Genomic DNA, 17840 nt, shown 5'->3' on the forward strand with positions numbered 1-17840 from the left:
AGAGCTAGGAGTGGAGCTTCCTGTAAAAAAAGAGCAGCGTGATTTCCTTGCACATTTAGATGAGGAAGCAAAAGAAAAAGCACAAACCTTGATTGATGAAGCAAAAGCCGAATTAGAGGAATTAGGCGTTAATATTCGCTTATGGGGTATGAAAGCTTCATCAAGTGTCACAGAGTAACTCATTCACTCACCTGATTTCCCCCCTAAATCAGGTGCTGAATTTGATATATGAAAAAGAATATTTGTTGTAAAAAGGAAACTTTACTAAAGAAAATTGAATCGCTGAGACAACTAATGATCTGCGCGGCGTTAGAAAAGCGATTTGACAAGTCCATAAGTATTAAGGCTTAGTCAGTATTTGGATGAATTGTTGAATGAGTAAGAGTTGGATGATTGATTCAGATTCAATTTTCACAGAAAAAAAGGAGTATTTGTCCTGTTCCGAGGCGATACTCCTTTTTTTTATAGTAGTTAATCTGACTCGTAAAATCTTAAAATGCCCCAGATCCTCCACCGCCGCCGCCAGTTCCACCACCAGAACCTCCTGCAGAAGAAGCTCCTGTTGTGCTTTGGGTCGTTTTGTCCGCTGAGTGAAAACTAGAGGAGGAAATCGGACCGAAAAAGGCAATTGTGCTCATGTCAGTTGGGGCGTAATAGCCGACCACTGCTGTATCAGAAGGAGAATGTGGCGTTTTAAACGCATTCACGAGCTCTTCATTTTTCTTTACTAGTCCTTTATTGTTTGTGCCTAGGTTATAAATATAGGCACGCATTTGCTCATTTTCGGTAAGTGAGTTCCAGTGACTAGGTGATAAGGAGTGAAAGTTCAATTTGAAAAGTTCCCATTCGTATTTAATTCGATATCCTTTGTTTGTTTTAGGGTGATAAGATACTGCGTAAATAATTGTTCCCGCAAATAGGAAGAGAGTGACTAAAAACCAGATTGGTAGGTTATACATTGGAAACAAAATGAGCAATGGAACTAACAAAAAGCTGGAATAACCGACTGAAAAGCGGTATCTCATTTTTTTTTCGTAAAGTTTTTCGTATCTTATTTCCTCTTTCACAGCTTGCTTCCATTTGGAAATGGCTAGTTGGTATTTTTGGTGATTTTTTTTATCTTTAATATAAGCTTTCAGATCCTCAAATGAAAATTCACCATTTTCGCCAATTTCATTGAATAGTAGTTCTGTTAAAATCGTCTCATGTTTTAACAGTGAAAATTCACGAGGTACAAGTCTAAATCCGTTATTCTTCGACTTTTTGATGATTTTCTTGCGAGCAAGATCAAGTAAAGCTGCAGCCATTGCTTCGGCAGGGAGATATCCGTGTGTAAAAGAGATGGTTTCTGGGATACTCATCGTTTCTGCTGGCAGTCGAAAGGACTGATCATTTTCACTTTGGATTGCCTTCAAGGTTGCTCGTGAAGATATTGTCGTTTTTGTCAGTAAGCTAAATAAAGCAAGAGCAAAGACTATGATGACTGGAACTCCATAGGAGACAAGGCGATCATGCATTTTTATTTTAGCGGCAGCACTGTCAAGAAGGTGTTGATGCTCTCTTTGGATTTCATTTTTCATCACTTTTTCCGAAGTTATGGATGCTGATGGAAAAAGCTCTCGGTCATATGCCACTCGTATATCTCCATTTGTACCATATGGAACTTCCCCGAACTCATAGACAACCGATCCATCCTTTAAAATTTTCTCTGTTTCAGAGGCTTCATCATACCCAAAGGCAATCACATCGTTCGTTGGTGAAGGTGGGTGAATGATGATTGCTAGATTTTGATAGGTGGTTTCATTGCGCTCATCAAAAAATGGCCAGTAAAAGTCTATCACATCAGTGTAGATATCGATGCCATTTTCGATGGTGTACATGAGCTGGATGGTAATGGTTTCATCGGAGCCCTTTCGATGAACCTTGTATAGGTGATCTTCTCTCTCAATCTTTAAGAATTTCTCGTTCTCTGTTGCAGCAAAATTAGTAATCTTTGCTCCTTTTTTCGGTATAACTTCTCGTGTTATACCGTTGAACTCACCATCAAATTCATAGGTTAGCTGCTCGGTTACTTTTACATCGCCATCTTCCAAAAGAGAGGCCTCAATCTTTACGTTACTTATCGAAAAATTAACGGCTAACCCTTGAGTAGGCATGAGAAAGAGGGTGAATAGTAGAACTAAAAATATACCTAAAACCCGGTGACAGGCACCACCCGAAATTTGTCGAAACATAGGAACACCACCACGATTTTTATTTGTATATACGGAGTGGAGTGGGAAAAGGATTCACATTTATTGGATATTTTTTCTTGGTTTAATGGGAGAAGGGCAAAGGAAAAAGAAGTTCCACATCCTTTTTTCAATAAAAGAGATGTAGACTTCTTTTTTAATTAGTTGGATGTAGGTTTTTTTAAGATCTGTATACTAAGGTGTGATTTGTTGCGCTCTAGTATGGCTGATTTTTAGGGGAATACTGAGGTTACTTTGTGATTATTGCTTTTCATTTAAGTATTCTAATACATTTTGATGTTGTTTTTGGATAGTTGTGACTTGTTTAATTTCGCTGCTTAACTCCAATTTCGTTTCATCTAGTTTCTTCATCATACTTCCATAATAGAAAGCTACTTCTTTACGCATTTCGCTTTGCTCATTGGCGAAAGCCTTTTGTCCATCTTCTAACGATTTTAATCTGCCATCTATACCTTGAAACCTATCATCAATTGCTTGAAATCTGTCATCAATAGCTTGAAATCTGTCATCAATAGCTTGAAATCTGTCATCAATAGCTTGAAATCTGTCATCAATAGCTTGAAACCTACCTTCAAAAGAATGGTACTTCTTATCAAGCGAGTCAACTTTACTGTCAATTGAGCTTAATTTGTTAAGAATTTTATTTAAAGTTTCTTCCATGATCTTCACCTCCTTTGAAGATTAGTATAACCTTAAACTCAGCTATTTGTCATGGAGATTTTGGGTGTCACCACCCGAAATTTGTCGAAAAGAAAACACCGTCGGAGGGACTTCCAACGGTGTTTATATGATGAAGTTTTTAACTAACATAGGCTGAACCGACGATGATTAAAAGAATGAACAGCACAACGATTAACGCAAAGTTGTTATGCATTTCTTATAACACCTCCTTATGTGTTACAGTACTATCTTATGTAGAGATTCAAGAATCGGGTGGAGATGTGCCTATTTTTGTGAAGATTGGTGCAGGTGCCGTGGCAACGGGAGTTAGATGGTGCCACAGTCACCGGACGGAAATTGTTGAACTTCCTATATTTATACATTGTGTTTTTATTCAATCTTATATAAAATTTTAGCAACATGCTAATGCTAAAAAATCAAATAATTTATGTTTATAGGGAGTTTAAATCATGGAATTACAGAAGTTTAAGAGGTTGAAGGAAGCTACTTCTCCGATATTTTCTATGTTAAGGAACTCAATGAAGATGAACACTTTTTGTCTGACTAAGTTTCACGGAGAACAGGAAGTTGTGATTTTAGATGTAATGAATGTTAATGATATTTTAGTTGAAGAAGGACTGAGGATTTCTTTGGAAGATGCGTATTGAAACCTTATTCTCCAAGGTGGTCGGGAACCACTTTTTATACCAGATACACAATTAAACGCAGATACTTGTAATCTTGGGCCGACGATTTCTTTAGGCGTAAAGAGTTTTTATGGGGTACCAATTATTTTGCAAAATGGAATGTTGTTCGGAAATCTTTGTGCACTAGATACAAAGCCATCATCCCTAACTCAAGAAGAAAAAGATATGCTCCAGAATATGGCATTGTTTTTATCTTATGCAATTGATTTGGAGTTTACAGCTTATACTGATACCTTAACCAACATCCATAATCGTTCTTTTTTACAGGAACTTGACCGGATGGGAGAAATATATTCACGTCCTTTTGCCATACTTTTTATAGATATTGATAATTTTAAATATGTAAATGATCGCTTCGGACATGATGGTGGTGATTTTGTCCTAAAAGAAGTTGTTAGCCGAATAAATAGTAATTTGAGAGAGGGGGATTTGATTTTACGTTTTGCAGGAGATGAATTCCTCGTTTTTATTATGAGTGAATCTACTGAAGAAATTGATGCGATCTCGCAGCTTTTTCTAGATACACTCCAAAATCCTATTTATTATCAAAATCATGAACTTTACTTATCTGTAAGTATAGGTATATCACTTTACCCTCTACATGATCAGTCGTTAAGAGGATTAATTATGAAATCTGATCTTGCGATGTATGCTGCAAAAAAGGATGGTAAGAATTTATATCTATTTTATTCAGAAGAAATGGATAATAGAGAAGATTATGAGATTGATGGTAGTTTATTAAAAAATGTAATTAATGGTCAACACGAAATCATTCGAATGATTACAGATGAGTGCCCAATTGATGACATTTTACAATCAATCACTACATTTGTAGAAGAACAAACAGATGGACTTTGTTCTATACTTTTATATCAAAAAGACTCACAAACATTAAAGTATAAGGCTGGATCGAGCCTATCAAAAGAGTATATTAAATCGATTGATGGAATCAATATAGGTCCGCTTGTTGGTTCGTGTGGAACTGCTGCCTATTTGAAGGAAAGAGTAATCGTTACTGATATCAATATTGATGATAAATGGAGTAACTTTTGTGATATTGCAAGTAAGCATGGACTACGTGCTTGTTGGTCTACACCTATTTTAACAAATGATAATGAATTACTTGGGACATTTGCTATTTACTATGAAAGAGTTCATTCACCAAATGAAATGGAAAAAGACCTAGTTGATCGAGCCACTTTCTTATTAAAGCTGGCACTAGAACGGGAAAGTAAAAACACGGAAATTGGTCAGTTAGCTACAATAGATCATTTGACAAAATTACCTAACCAGCAAAGGTTTCGTGAGTTTTTACACCTATCTTGTGAGAAAAGCCATAAGGACAGGTATTTTGCGATCTTTAATCTTGATTTAGATGAATTTAATAGTATTAATATCGCGTTTGGTTATTCAAATGGAGATCAAATTATTAAAAGAGTTTCCAATAGATTAGTTGCTGCATTGCCAACTAATTCAAATGTCTATCGTGTTGGTGGAGATGAGTTTGCTATTTATGTTCCATGTCATCAAGGTGAGGTTTCATCTTTTTTAAATGTGATCGAAGGAGTTTTTGAGGAACCCTTCATTTTACAAGACAATGAAATTAAAATGTCGACTAGTATTGGTGTAAGTATTTTTCCTCAAGATGGAATCTCTTCAGAAGAGCTTATTAGAAAGTCTACGAAATCAATGATGAAGGTGAAAAAAGAGAAAAATTCGGTATCAATTCCAGTTTACTCCGCTTCTAGGGAGGAAGAATTGAAAACAATCGCTTTAACAAGTGATTTGTATCGTGCGATTGAGCGGAATGAATTATATGTAGAGTATCAGCCTCAGCATCATATTCAATCTAAACAAGTTGTTGGTTTTGAAGCTCTTGTACGTTGGCATCATCCACGTTATGGTTATATATCGCCTGATAAGTTTATACGTATTGCAGAGAAAACTGGAGTTATTAACACTATTGGTAAATGGGTGATGGAAAAAGCCTGTATAGAACTGAAGAAGTTGCATGAACAAGGTTACTCAAACATGCGGATGGGTGTGAATTTATCGGCGTACCAAATTAAAAAAGAAAACTTTGTAAGTGAGATCAAGAGACTATTAAGTAAGATAGGCATTAGTCCGACATGTCTAGATTTAGAGATCACAGAAGGTATGATGATTGAAGTTGAAGTTGCACAGGCTAAGTTGCAGGAGTTGCATAAACTTGGTGTATTAATTAGTTTGGATGATTTTGGAACTGGATTTAGTTCACTAGGATATCTCACAAGATTTCCTATTAATCAATTAAAAATCGACAAGTCCTTTATTCAAAGAGTCGGTCATATTGAAGATGAAATGATCATCAAGACAATTATTGCAATGGCACAAACCTTAAATATTAATGTAATCGCTGAGGGAGTAGAAACAGCAGAACAACAGTTGTTTTTAGAAAAAGAAGAGTGCGATGAGGTTCAAGGGTATCTGTTTAGTAAACCATTACCTGCGGACCAACTTTCGGACTACTTGCAGAAGGAAATTTATTATTAGGGTGCTGAACTGTCATCGCTCTAAATTGATTAAACCGTTGGAGGGGGACTTCCAACGGTGTTTTGTATATATTCAAGTTACAAATTAAATTTATTTTAGTAACTAACATAGGCTGAACCGACGATGATTAAAAGAATGAACAGCACAACGATCAATGCAAAGTTGTTATGCATTTCTTATAACACCTCCTTATGTGTTACAGTACTATCTTATGTAGAGTTTCACGTAACGGTTGGGGATTTGCCTAATTTTGTGAAGATTGGCGCAGGTGCCGTGTCATAGGAAAATTATTGGGTGTTGTCACTCCTGACTTTGTCGATTGCAAAAATTCTTTTTGCATGTAAGAAAGGGTGAGAGGATCTAACGATTTGGTGGATATTTTAATAAAAATTAAAAGTCGTTAATAAGTCTATCAAAGAGGCTAATAAAATGCTTAAAGAGGCTAATAAAATGATCAAATTGGCTAATAAACGGGCCAAATTGGATAATAAAATGATCCGTCGCTAATAAACAGGTCAAACTGGCTAATAAAATGCTCAAAGTGGCAAATAAACAGGTCAAAGTGGACAATAAAATGATCCGTCGCTAATAAACAGGTCAAACTGGCTAATAAAATGATCAAATTGGCTAATAAACAGGCCAAAGTGGACAATAAAAAGATCCGTGGCTAATAAACAGGTCAAACTGGCTAATAAAATGATCAAATTGGCTAATAAACAGGTCAAAGTGGACAATAAAATGATCCGTCGCTAATAAACAGGTCAAACTGGCTAATAAAATGATCAAAGTGGCAAATAAACAGGTCAAAGTGGCTAATAAAAAGATCCGTCGCTAATAAACAGGTCAAACTGGCTAATAAAATGCTCAAAGTGGCAAATAAACAGGCCAAAGTGGACAATAAAAAGATCCGTCGCTAATAAACAGGTCAAACTGGCTAATAAAATGCTCAAAGTGGCAAATAAACAGGTCAAAATGGACAATAAAATGATTCGTCGCTAATAAACAGGTCAAACTGGCTAATAAAATGCTCAAATTGGCAAATAAACAGGCCAAAGTGGACAATAAAATGATCCGTCGCTAATAAACAGGTCAAACTGGCTAATAAAATGCTCAAAGTGGCAAATAAACAGGTCAAACTGGCTAATAAAATGATTCGAGTGGCTAATAAACAGATCAATGTGGGTTACAAGACAGATCGGGTTGCCTTAAAATGCCTTGTCTAGCTGCTAAAACGATGAAGGTCCGGGCAAAATGGCTGAACAATACTGCTGAAATACTAAATCCACAGCTATCAAATAATCAATCTAGGTGAAAGAATGAAGAAAAATTCCACTCAGTAAATAATCGGGTGGTGCCTGTCACCACCCGAAATTACTCGAATATCGTCGACTGAACCTACATCGGTGGCTCCTGATTAAACACCCAAAGAATGACATAAAAAGGAAGCACTACAAGCCATTCGACTAAAGGATTTGAAGGAATGGAGAGACGTTTCATAATAATAGCATTTCTTAAATAAGCAAGTAGGAACGGGATGAATAATCCACAAGTGACCCCACATAGATTGGCCACCGCATCAAAAAATTCCGCTGTTCGGTCAGGGAGAAAATACTGCCGAAATTCTTCTGCCATTCCAATGAAGACGAGGAAAAGCCACATATAACGCAGCCCTTTTATGGTATATCCATTTGGTGTTAGTAATAGCATCACCATGCCAATTCCAAATGATAAAAAGAAAAAAACCAAAAAATGAAGCTGTTTGTCATCGTTAATTCCAATGAAAAAATCTAATAAAGTCATCATATTCATCACCAGTAAATTATGGGCAAAGGAAGAGTGAGATATTCAATTCACTCGGTACTCTTTAGTTTTTAGTGTACTCACTTTGTGTGGAATCTTCAGGGTAGCCTTCCAATGCTGAACGATTATTTGCACCATGGTGAATGAAAATGATTGATTACTCTTTAGTGTGGAATGAGCGGAGAGCCACATGACTTCTGCGGGATGTGAGGTAAGCGTGAGCCTCCTCGCGGAAAGTAGGTGGATTGCAGCGATTGGAACTCCGCTAACTAAGTTATTTTCAGGGTAGAAAAAAACCGTTGGCAGAATAGAAACCAACGGATCTTTCCCTTATAAAATGTCCTTATTTTGAAGGCTGCTTACCATTGCCTCCATTACTTTTCAATAACACCTTCAACCCTTGTCCCATATCGGACGCTAGGATGTAGTTGCGGTCTACAAAAACACCCCATACATCAGCTTGATCTGGTGCATATTGACCGATTTGCTCAGGTTCACCTGGATTAGTAATATCCACCATATAAATACCTCCAAGATAATGAGATAAATACAGTGTATTTCCATGTACCTTAGGATCATGGACAGTGTTGTTGAATGTACGACCATCCTCGATATTGTCGACTAAGTCTGTTTTAAACTCACTTAAGAGCTTAGGATTTGTTTTATCTTTAATATCGAAAATTCTAGTATATCCATATGAACTTTCATACCCTTCTCTTACTGGGTTAGAAACTTCACGTGTTTCAATTAAAATATTACCACCTTGAGCGAGTGTAGCCGAATGAGCAGATCCTTGTTGATATGATGCATACTCTGTACGACCTAAATAAACAGGGTTTTCAGGATCTTTTATATCAAAAATAATCGTTCCTAAATCCCACATTGATACATAGGCATATTGAGCATTATTATCTGTGATTACACTGTGGTTAAATACAGGTCTTGTTTTACCATCTGGAGCATGCCAATGATAGCCATTAAAGTCATCAGGAACTTCTGGCAGAGTTCTAGGATCAAATTCCCAGATTGTTTCTGGTTGGGCAGGGTTTGTGACGTCAACGATTTGGAAATCCTTCTGCTCGCCATGGCTATAGTAGTCTGTATAAGGGTTTGCTGCAAAAACAAGGGCGCGATTTCCCTGTGTTGCGAGATAAAGTTCATGTGTGCCGTTGGTATCACTATAAACTTCCCAGAATCCTAATTTTTTAGGTTCATACGGATTTGTTACATCATATAATAGGAAGCCGCCAGATGTATCAGCTCGCCTGTTGGTTTGCTGAACGCTAACAACTGCTAAATCTCCCTTGAAATGTGGAGTATTAACTGATTTTACGATTACTTTTTCCTGCCATGTACCAGGAACATCGTCGTGACCAAAGACTGCCACTTCAACAGGATTTGCTGGGTCTTTCAAGTCAAAAATACGTACACCACCGTTGGCTCCGTTTGCTGTATGTGTTCCTAGATAAGCGAAGCCCTTATATGCATAAACATCGGCTGTATTATTTTGAATACCTTCAGTCAGTTGTTTGATTTGAATTGCTGCAGCTTCAGTTAAGTTACTGACGTTTTTAGAACCATTTAATGTAGATGGACCAAGTGTGGGGAGCTCTTCATTTGTGAAGACAGAGTGTCCTTTTTCAATCCCTGAACTATCTAATTCGTCGTGGGCAAATCCTATAGGTGAAAATGCCGAGAATAGTAGTACTCCTGTTATAGCTGATTTGATAAATAGTTTATTTTTAATCATAACATCTCTCCTTATAGTTGATATTATTATTCCTCACCTGGTATGTTGCTTTGGAAAGGAAGTGTGTCCCAGAAACTTGTGTCAACAGTATTAATTGACCCATCTGCAATCGCACTGACTGCTGCATCAAGAGTGACTATTGATTGTTTGATTAGATAACCATTGCTTTTCTGACCAAGTACATATGAATCATAGTAATGATCAGACATTCCGCGCATTTCAAATAACAGGGTAGAAATGTCGTATCTGACAGCAGCTCCGTTACGACCAATATTCTCACCTGTTCCACCCCTGTATTTGCCAATAAGTCCCCAGCCAGTTGAATCCATAGCATTATAGACAATGGCGCCGAGCTTTTTAGAGCCTTCCAGTACCTCTGGATCAACATTTGGATTTGTTGGGTATAGCATTGAACCAGACACTAGTTCACCATCAATTCCACTTCTAGTTCCTTGATGATGTAGGTCGATCATATAGTCGATATCATATTTCATTAATACTTGCTCATGAAGGGCTCGAGCTTCTGGTTCCATTTCTGATGTAGCCTTAGCATGTTCTCGGTTTAAGTCAACATTATTCGCATTTGCTCGGGTTAAGTGTCGTCCACCATCTGCTAAATAGTTATCTAGTGAGAAGTTAACATCTCCCATCGCTCCATCAGCATTTAACATTGGAATGATCAGGACATTCACGTTGTCTAGATAGCCTTTTGTTTTATTTGTCCCAAGATGTTTAATGAATTCAAGTGCACCTTCAGTTGCAAGTTGTTCGTTTCCGTGTTGTTGAGTTAAGAATAGAATGGTCGGATTATCGGGGGTGGAGATGTATTTTGCCATGTAGATGTCTCTGCCTTTTACTGTTTGGCCGATTACTTCAAGATCCATTTGCTCTTGTTTGGCATCTTGTGTTTTGAGGTAATCTACCATTTCATCGTATGTAAATAAAATCGATGTTTGGATAGATTCGTTTCCACCATAATTAGGGCCATTTCCTACAGCGCCAACTGGTACTGACAAAGCTGTAAAGCCACTTAAAGCAATAATACCTGACAGCGAAACTGATAATATTTTCTTTTTCATCCTATTCCTCCTAAAATATGTTGGTGTGATTTTACACCACGCACATAGTATAAATAGAAAATGCTAGCAAAGTTAATAGGTTATTGGGAGGATTGTTTCGTTAGTCTAAATATGAAGTGAGAGTTAAGGGGAAATATTGTCAAATGAAGTAGAACAATGCTGAAAAATAACTGAATAGTAAGATAAATGGCGCAAAAGACTTAGGGGATAATATCGAAATTTGCAAACTGTTACCTGAAGCTTACGTATGATTTACATTGAAGGATGTAGTGATAAACCATGAATTAATGATATGGTCATGGGTATAAATAGGGGCGAAGCGAGGTTGAAATATTGGTGGAGAATAAAAAAACGTTGATAAATTAATGAATGATGTAAGAATCTTGTCAGATGTTTTAACACAGTCTTTTAGCCTAAAACTAATATGTAGGCAATATCTAGTAAAAAAGGAGTGAATTTGAGTGAAAAATCAGACAAACCCGAAAAAAGTCGAAGGAATTATTACATGTTAGTTTGCATAGAAGGAGAGTTGTTAGGAAAAAGTGAACATAATAAGCTAAAAAAGAAGTGATCGGAATGTATAGAAAACACAAAGAAGTTATTAATTATTTAGTTTTTGGTGTGCTAACAACAGCTATAAATATTATTACATATACTTTTCTTGCGAAAGGGCTAGATATTGATTATAAAATATCAACAACAATTGCTTGGTTCATATCTGTATTATTTGCCTATATTACCAACAAACGATATGTGTTTGGAGTAAACAGCACCTCGGTTACTAAAGAACTCGTATCATTCTTTGGCTTTAGATGGTTGTCCTATGTCTTAGATATTCTTATGATGATCTTTTTAGTGTATGTATTACAAGCAGATGACTTAGTAGCAAAGTTAATTGCTAACGTATTTGTGGTGATATTCAATTATATTGCTAGTAAATACTACATTTTTAATAAAGAAGGTTCGGTAAACGGTTGAATGGAAAAGGCGAAACTAGCTGTTGAAAATTAGATCCCTAGGCAGGCAAGGGTCAGTGGGGAAACAGGCGAGAGATAGAGAAGGAATCCGGCGGGTTCAGCGGAAAATCGGGCGAAGGTCCCCGCACTGATCAAGCTGCTTCAAAAAATCCGGCGGGAAGCCCCTACCCCAGAACTGGTTAAGACTACAACAACAAAAAAAGACACTCCACCTAAGGAATGTCCTCTCTCTAAACTAGGAATCTATTCATCTCTTACTCTGGGGTTAAATACAAACTCCACATCCGGCTTCGTCATCCCTGGACGAATGTCTTTTCGATACAACATTTTAATCATTTTCAAATCCATTTCATTGAATCCAGTGACACTCGATTCTACATAAGGATATAGGATACTAGTAAGGTCGTCCTCAAAATGATTGTACATCCCAAGGGAATGAGCGAGTTCATGAAGGATTACATGATTGCGCTCGTATTGAGTAATATCTGTTCCGACTAAAATTGTTGAGGCTGCAAGACCACCTTCGTACGTGATTTCAGTAGGATATGCCATTCCAACACTATTTTCAATATATGAGTAATCATCTTTACTCACAAAATCTCTAAACGAAGTTGTTGGGATAAAGTGGATATCCATTGTTCGAGCGTACTCTTCATCATCATTGGTTACGACTTTCAGTGTGATCGGAAGCAATTTATTTAATGTTTTTACATGATCATCAAGCTGTTTCAAGTCTTCCTTTGTTGCCTTCCCGTGAGTATAAATCATCACTGATCCAGTCCATTTGTAGATGAGAGGCAGAGTGCCATGTGCTTCATCATCAAAGAAGAAGTCGATGAAAGTGTCCATTTCATCTTGTGTAAAAGTTTCACTATCAATGGAGAAATGATGTCGTCGATTCGCTTTCAGTCCATTTTCCTTTGTTGCAACCACTTCAACCATATGGGCTCCGTCCTCAGTAACTGGTTTAGTCAGATCCACTGGCTTACCGTTCAGGAAGGTTTCATAGGTGACATTTCTTTCTTTTTTAAAATCAAACCGAGCTTCTTCAAAATAAATATCCCTTGTTACGGTTGTGAATGACGGGGTTTTAGGTGGAATATCATCATGCTTAAAGTTGAATTCTTGAGTGGTTTGATTCCATAGCTGTTTTGCTGTGACAACAAGTGTATAGTTGCCGTTTTCGGTGACCTTATGGCCACTCTCTATTTCTTTGCCATTTAAAAGGAGTTCAACGCTCCCGCCAAAGTTTTCATCTATATTAATCGTAGGATCAGAGACATATATTTTTCCATCCTCTATTCCTTGAACAATATCATTTGTATCAGAGCAGCCTGTAATGAAAAGAAATAATAGAACTAGTAACGTTTTCTTCATTATCTTCCCCCTTTTTTCTAAGTATATATGAAATAATTAATAAATAGTGAACTGAAAATGTAAAGCCAATGTTAAAAACACCTGTATATTGTGGGAATTCGTCATTTATCGCCTTATTTCGCACAAATCATGGTAATATAGGATAGAATTATTATGTGAGGGGTGAAGGTGTGAGCGAAGCGGTTATTTGCCAGAGTGTGAATAAAATTGTTTCAATTCAAGATGAAAAGGAAACGATTCTTGATTTAGACTCATTTAAAATAAATAACAAAGAGCAGGTTGCAATTATGGGCCCGAGTGGTTCTGGTAAAACAACCTTACTGAATCTTATGGCTGGCTTAGATACGCCAACTAATGGAAGTATTTCCGTTTTTGGGACAGAGCTTTCCAAGCTTTCAGAGCAAAAGCGAGATGAATTTCGAGGTCAAAACATTGGTATGGTTTTTCAAGAGTTTCAGCTATTTCCTTATATGACTGCCCTTGAGAATGTGTTAGTTCAAGGGATTGTTGGTCATAATTTAAAAAAGAGAGAAGCGATTTCTAGAGGAAAAGAGCTTTTGGAACAAATGGGACTAGGGAAAAAAGTGAACCAAAAGGTTCGTGTTTTATCGAAAGGGCAGCAGCAACGGGTAGCTATTGCAAGAGCGCTTTTTCATCACCCAAAATTACTTTTAGTCGATGAACCCACAAGTAACCTGGATGCAAAAACGGGATTTGAGGTAATTCAACTTTTACAACAAGTAAGTCTTGAACGAGAATGTACATTAGTTGTTGTCACACATGATTCTAGTATTGCCGAGCAATTTACTAGAATTGAATATATGCAGAATTTAAATAAAACATATGCAGAAGTTTTAAAAGAGGTAGTGAAATGAATCTATTTTCATATACATTTAAAAGCTTACGAGGTCGCATCACCAATGTGATTTTCACAGTTGTTGCGATTATGCTTGCCATCGGATTAACTTTATCTGTTTTAACCATTTCAAACAGTGTTGAAGAAGGGATTAAAGACCAAGCTGGAACCTATGACCTGATCGTAGGGGCTGAGGGAAGTCCATTACAGCTCGTTTTAAATAGTTTGGTTTACTTAGAAACTCCTACTGGTAATATCTCATACGAGTTATATGAAAATCTTACTGAAGATGATAGAATTCTCAGGGCTGTTCCTCTTGGATTAGGAGATTCATATCGAGGGTTTCCGATTGTCGGAACCACTCAAGATTTCTTCCTGCCTTTTCGTGAAGGGATGGCTGAACGCTTTTTCTTAAATGAAGGTGCTTGGTTTGAACATACAGGAGAGGTAGTCGTCGGTTATGAAGTAGCAACTACCCTTAGTCTTTCTCTTGGAGATACTTTTCATGGAAATCACGGATTAGGCGATGGTGGAGATGCACATGAGGACTTAGAATATGTGGTTGTTGGAATCCTTTCTCCAACAGGTAGCCCAGATGATCAAGCGATTTTCACACCAATTGAAAGTGTCTGGGAAGTTCATGATCATGACGAAGAAGAATCGGCTGAAGAGCATGCAGATCATACAGAAGAAGAAACGTCTGAAGAGCATGCAAATCATGAGGAAGAAGAAACGTCTGAAGAGCATGCTAGTCATACAGAAGAGGAAGCTGTTGACGAACATGCTGATCATGATGAATCTGAAGAACTTGCCTCTGAAAATGAGCATGCTCATGAAGAAGATCGACAGGTTACAGCGATACTAGTAAAGCCTGAGCAACTAGGATTTATTCCTCTAGTAAAACAAGAACTAGATGATCTACATGAGGTACAAGCAGTGTATCCAGTAACTATCTTCCGTCAACTACTTGAAACGTTTAGTGCAGGAAGATCTATTGCTATTCTTTTAGCATCAGTATCAATCGTAATGGCTGCTTTATTTATTGTGTTCGCGGTCATGAATTCAGTTGTGCAACGTAAAAAAGAAACGGAAATACTCAGAGCGCTGGGTGTTCCACGAAGAAAATTAATTTTAACCAATATCATAGAAACGATTACGGTTTCTTCAATTGGTACCATTCTTGGAATTGGTTTGTCTGCGGTTGTCTTTTTAATCGCTAGCACTTACAGCCGTGAGTTTTTTGGCGTAAATCTTCCAGGTGGCTTAATTGATTGGACTTCGTTAAAATATGGATTATATTTATTTGTTTTGGCAATTGTTGTTTCATTTATCCCATCTTTATGGATTTATTCGAAAAAAGTAGATGGAAAACAACTATAAGGAGTTGCATCTGAAAAATGAATAAGAAATTAGTTGGTATGTTTCTTTTACTTTTACTAGTCGTTTCAGGTTGTGGTTCTTCAGACACAACAAAGGAAGCGGCGACAACTGAAGAGGAAAGTAATGCTCTTGTTGAAATTAGCTTCGATCAATTTTTTACAAAATCAGACACAGGTAATGGGCAAATTACCGAAGAAATGCTCGCTTTAAACGGGAAAAAAGTTGGGATTAAAGGTTATATGACCGAATTAACGCCAATTGATAATCGATTTATTTATCTTGTACCAACGGCAGGGGCAGCATGTCCATTCTGTTCAGCAGATAATCCGAAATATCTTGAAGCGATTGCAGTCTATCCACCAGATGGGCAGGAAATTGACTATACACTGGACGGACTATGGGCGTATGGTACGCTAGAAGTTGGAGAAGAAATTGACGAAGCAACTGGATTGATTAGTATGTTTCGATTAAAAGCTGATTCAATTGAGAAATATCAGGAAAGATAGTTTTATAGATTAAGAATTCCACCTTTTGTTGATGGGGTGGATTTTTGTTTAGAAAAAGCAAGCTCCAAGCGCTACTCGGTTTTGTTGTAGGGAAAAGGAAAAGATGGGTTAACAAAGGAAAATGCACAGGTAAAAGCATTAAATTAACAAGAGTGTTAGCACCTGAAATAGTAAGAAGCTCGAAGCTTTTTCACTTATAACATAGACCTGTTCGTTCAATAAATGATTCCTAATACATGGTCGCATCAGGCCATAAAAAAGTGGAAACCCTCGGACCAGCCAGATGAGTGAATTAGCTGCATGGGCTGATAAAATAAGGGGAGAAACCTCTTTAATTAACAAATGGGACTAAAAATAGTTAAAATAGAGGGAAAAATTTCTGCTATTTAATAAAAAAAAATGAAAATAGAGTGTTTGTACTTTGTTTAAAGGAAAAAATTCCCCTTAATTCCGTCTAACCAAGCTATATTGTGCAGTTTAAAGGGAAATATCCCCTTATTTTAAGCATCTTAATTCCCTCGATTAATGATAAAACATCTTCTGCTTTACACTTATATTTTTTAGCAATTTAGCAAAGAAATTGGCCACGGCATAATAATCATCGGATAAATTGCCAAACTAAAAAGTGTGCTAATAAATCAAGGCTTAAAAATAAATAAAGAGACCAAATAGCTATGCTAATTGGTCTGATAATTCATTAACTGATTGTATTTTTTCTCCCCGTCAACGGAACCCGTTAGATAAATCATGAATGAGGTTCTAAATTTATAATCCTAATACTCGTTCAACTACCCAATAAGCTCCAATCACTACAATTAAAGCTGATCCGTATTGAACTGTACGTGTATAAGAACTGAATTTTTGCATGTATCTTAGTAATGGGATCACCACTGCTACAATTGCAATTTGTACAATTTCAATCCCAATGTTAAAGCTAAGTAAAGCAGTAACTAAATGGCTTTTCGGAATTGTCATTTCATGCAACATTCCAGCAAATCCTAGTCCGTGAATAAGACCGAAAACAAAGGTTAATGTCCAGCGATGCTTCATCCCTTTGCGGAAAATATTTTCAATTGCTACATAACATATACTTAAGGCGATCACTGATTCAACTAAAATACCAGGAAGTGAAATGATTTCTAAATACCCCAAAGTGATTGTAATACTATGTGCAATGGTGAATGCTGTAACGATTTTTATATACTCCTTAAAGCTTTGCTTTGCTAATAATAATGCAAATAAAAATAATAGATGATCAAATCCAAATAATATATGCTCCATTCCAAGAAAAAGGAAGGATAACCAAGTAGATTGATTTGACACTGGTGTAGTTGGGTCAAAGGCAGCTTCAAATGTTCTATTATTCCCTTTTAAAAGGTGCTCACTGACTTCTCCGTTTTGCTCAACCTTAAGAAAATGTGTGTAAGTTGTATTGTCAGCTGAATTTTCATAGAAATGGTCATTCAGAACAACCTTACCAACAGCTGTTGATATCGGATAGGTAAAGCTAGCAGTAACTACTTGTAAGTCATTTCTTGGTTCCACGATCATTGAGTCAATTCCACTACGTTGTACCATACCATCAAATGTAACTAGCAAGTTACGGCTCATCCATTCAAGGATTTCAGCTTGAGCGGAATCAACTTCCTCTTGTGAAAGCTTGCCATCAAGATTCGCATCCGCGTTTGTGGACTCAATTACTGAAAGGTCATCAATTGAGAAAGCTAAATTAATTTCATTGTCATTAATCGTCATTTCACCAAAACTAGCACTTAAGGCATGTGCGGAAGCTTGAGAAGAGAAAATAGTAGAAAATATTGAAAAAAGTAGAATAATAGCGATGAAAATTTTCGTAGTATAATTTTTTCTTGAAAAGTATTTAGTCAATTCCAATACACCTTCCTTTCACAGATAGTTTCATCTTATTACACATATTATGGCGAAACAAGTGCTATTTTTTCTAA

General features: G+C 36.8%; 16 protein-coding genes. 7 read left to right on the forward strand and 9 right to left on the reverse strand.

Going from position 1 to position 17840, the window contains the following annotated elements:
- Positions 1–10 precede the first annotated feature (10 nt).
- Complete coding sequence (locus BK579_RS26260) at positions 11–178, forward strand: hypothetical protein (RefSeq protein WP_235848336.1); 168 nt, start codon at positions 11–13, stop codon at positions 176–178.
- Between the two features lie 313 nt (positions 179–491).
- Here BK579_RS26260 and BK579_RS04040 read toward each other — a convergent pair whose 3' ends face one another.
- From BK579_RS04040 to BK579_RS04050, 3 genes are all read right to left on the reverse strand, one after another.
- A complete protein-coding gene (locus tag BK579_RS04040) occupies positions 492–2234 on the reverse strand; it encodes a DUF2207 domain-containing protein (protein WP_078543704.1) in 1743 nt (580 codons plus the stop codon).
- A gap of 258 nt (positions 2235–2492) precedes the next feature.
- A complete protein-coding gene (locus tag BK579_RS04045; RefSeq protein WP_078543705.1) occupies positions 2493–2912 on the reverse strand; it encodes a hypothetical protein in 420 nt (139 codons plus the stop codon).
- 139 nt (positions 2913–3051) lie between these two features.
- Positions 3052–3126, reverse strand: coding sequence for a YjcZ family sporulation protein (locus BK579_RS04050; RefSeq protein ID WP_078550363.1), 75 nt, complete (start codon positions 3124–3126; stop codon positions 3052–3054).
- Between the two features lie 256 nt (positions 3127–3382).
- Here BK579_RS04050 and BK579_RS04055 point away from each other — a divergent pair, with 256 nt between their 5' ends.
- Positions 3383–3580: a hypothetical protein gene (locus BK579_RS04055; RefSeq protein ID WP_078543706.1), complete on the forward strand. Its 198-nt coding sequence runs from the start codon at positions 3383–3385 to the stop codon at positions 3578–3580.
- A 6-nt stretch (positions 3581–3586) separates the two neighbouring features.
- Positions 3587–6151: an EAL domain-containing protein gene (locus tag BK579_RS04060; RefSeq protein WP_268876547.1), complete on the forward strand. Its 2565-nt coding sequence runs from the start codon at positions 3587–3589 to the stop codon at positions 6149–6151.
- A 95-nt stretch (positions 6152–6246) separates the two neighbouring features.
- On the opposite strand, the gene BK579_RS04065 is transcribed toward BK579_RS04060, so the two are convergent.
- The 4 genes from BK579_RS04065 to BK579_RS04085 form a co-directional block, all read right to left on the reverse strand.
- Positions 6247–6324: a YjcZ family sporulation protein gene (locus BK579_RS04065; RefSeq protein ID WP_078550365.1), complete on the reverse strand. Its 78-nt coding sequence runs from the start codon at positions 6322–6324 to the stop codon at positions 6247–6249.
- 1222 nt (positions 6325–7546) lie between these two features.
- On the reverse strand, positions 7547–7951 hold the full coding sequence (locus BK579_RS04070; RefSeq protein WP_078543709.1) for a VanZ family protein: 405 nt from the start codon (positions 7949–7951) through the stop codon (positions 7547–7549).
- A gap of 343 nt (positions 7952–8294) precedes the next feature.
- A complete protein-coding gene (locus BK579_RS04080) occupies positions 8295–9701 on the reverse strand; it encodes an LVIVD repeat-containing protein (protein WP_204524672.1) in 1407 nt (468 codons plus the stop codon).
- Positions 9702–9727: 26 nt separating this feature from the next.
- Positions 9728–10780, reverse strand: a complete 1053-nt coding sequence (locus BK579_RS04085; RefSeq protein WP_078543713.1) for a M14 family zinc carboxypeptidase — start codon at positions 10778–10780, stop codon at positions 9728–9730.
- A gap of 576 nt (positions 10781–11356) precedes the next feature.
- Between BK579_RS04085 and BK579_RS04090 the strand changes: the two genes are divergently transcribed.
- Positions 11357–11758, forward strand: coding sequence for a GtrA family protein (locus BK579_RS04090; protein ID WP_078543715.1), 402 nt, complete (start codon positions 11357–11359; stop codon positions 11756–11758).
- Positions 11759–12000: 242 nt separating this feature from the next.
- On the opposite strand, the gene BK579_RS04095 is transcribed toward BK579_RS04090, so the two are convergent.
- Entirely contained in the window at positions 12001–13134 is a 1134-nt protein-coding gene (locus BK579_RS04095) for a DUF2927 domain-containing protein (protein WP_078543717.1), read from the reverse strand.
- Between the two features lie 197 nt (positions 13135–13331).
- Between BK579_RS04095 and BK579_RS04100 the strand changes: the two genes are divergently transcribed.
- The 3 genes from BK579_RS04100 to BK579_RS04110 are packed head-to-tail and all read left to right on the forward strand — an operon-like array spanning position 13332 to position 15876.
- Positions 13332–14009, forward strand: a complete 678-nt coding sequence (locus BK579_RS04100) for an ABC transporter ATP-binding protein (protein ID WP_204524673.1) — start codon at positions 13332–13334, stop codon at positions 14007–14009.
- Complete coding sequence (locus BK579_RS04105; protein ID WP_078543720.1) at positions 14006–15370, forward strand: ABC transporter permease; 1365 nt, start codon at positions 14006–14008, stop codon at positions 15368–15370. Before BK579_RS04100 ends, BK579_RS04105 begins: the two co-directional genes overlap by 4 nt.
- Before the next feature lie 17 nt (positions 15371–15387).
- Positions 15388–15876 carry a DUF3299 domain-containing protein gene (locus BK579_RS04110; RefSeq protein WP_078543722.1) on the forward strand — a complete coding sequence of 163 codons (489 nt, stop codon included), beginning with the start codon at positions 15388–15390 and terminating at the stop codon, positions 15874–15876.
- Positions 15877–16641: 765 nt separating this feature from the next.
- On the opposite strand, the gene BK579_RS04115 is transcribed toward BK579_RS04110, so the two are convergent.
- On the reverse strand, positions 16642–17763 hold the full coding sequence (locus BK579_RS04115) for a HupE/UreJ family protein (protein WP_078543724.1): 1122 nt from the start codon (positions 17761–17763) through the stop codon (positions 16642–16644).
- Positions 17764–17840: the final 77 nt, after the last annotated feature.

The organism is Litchfieldia alkalitelluris, assembly GCF_002019645.1.
GTDB lineage: Bacteria > Bacillota > Bacilli > Bacillales > Bacillaceae_L > Litchfieldia > Litchfieldia alkalitelluris.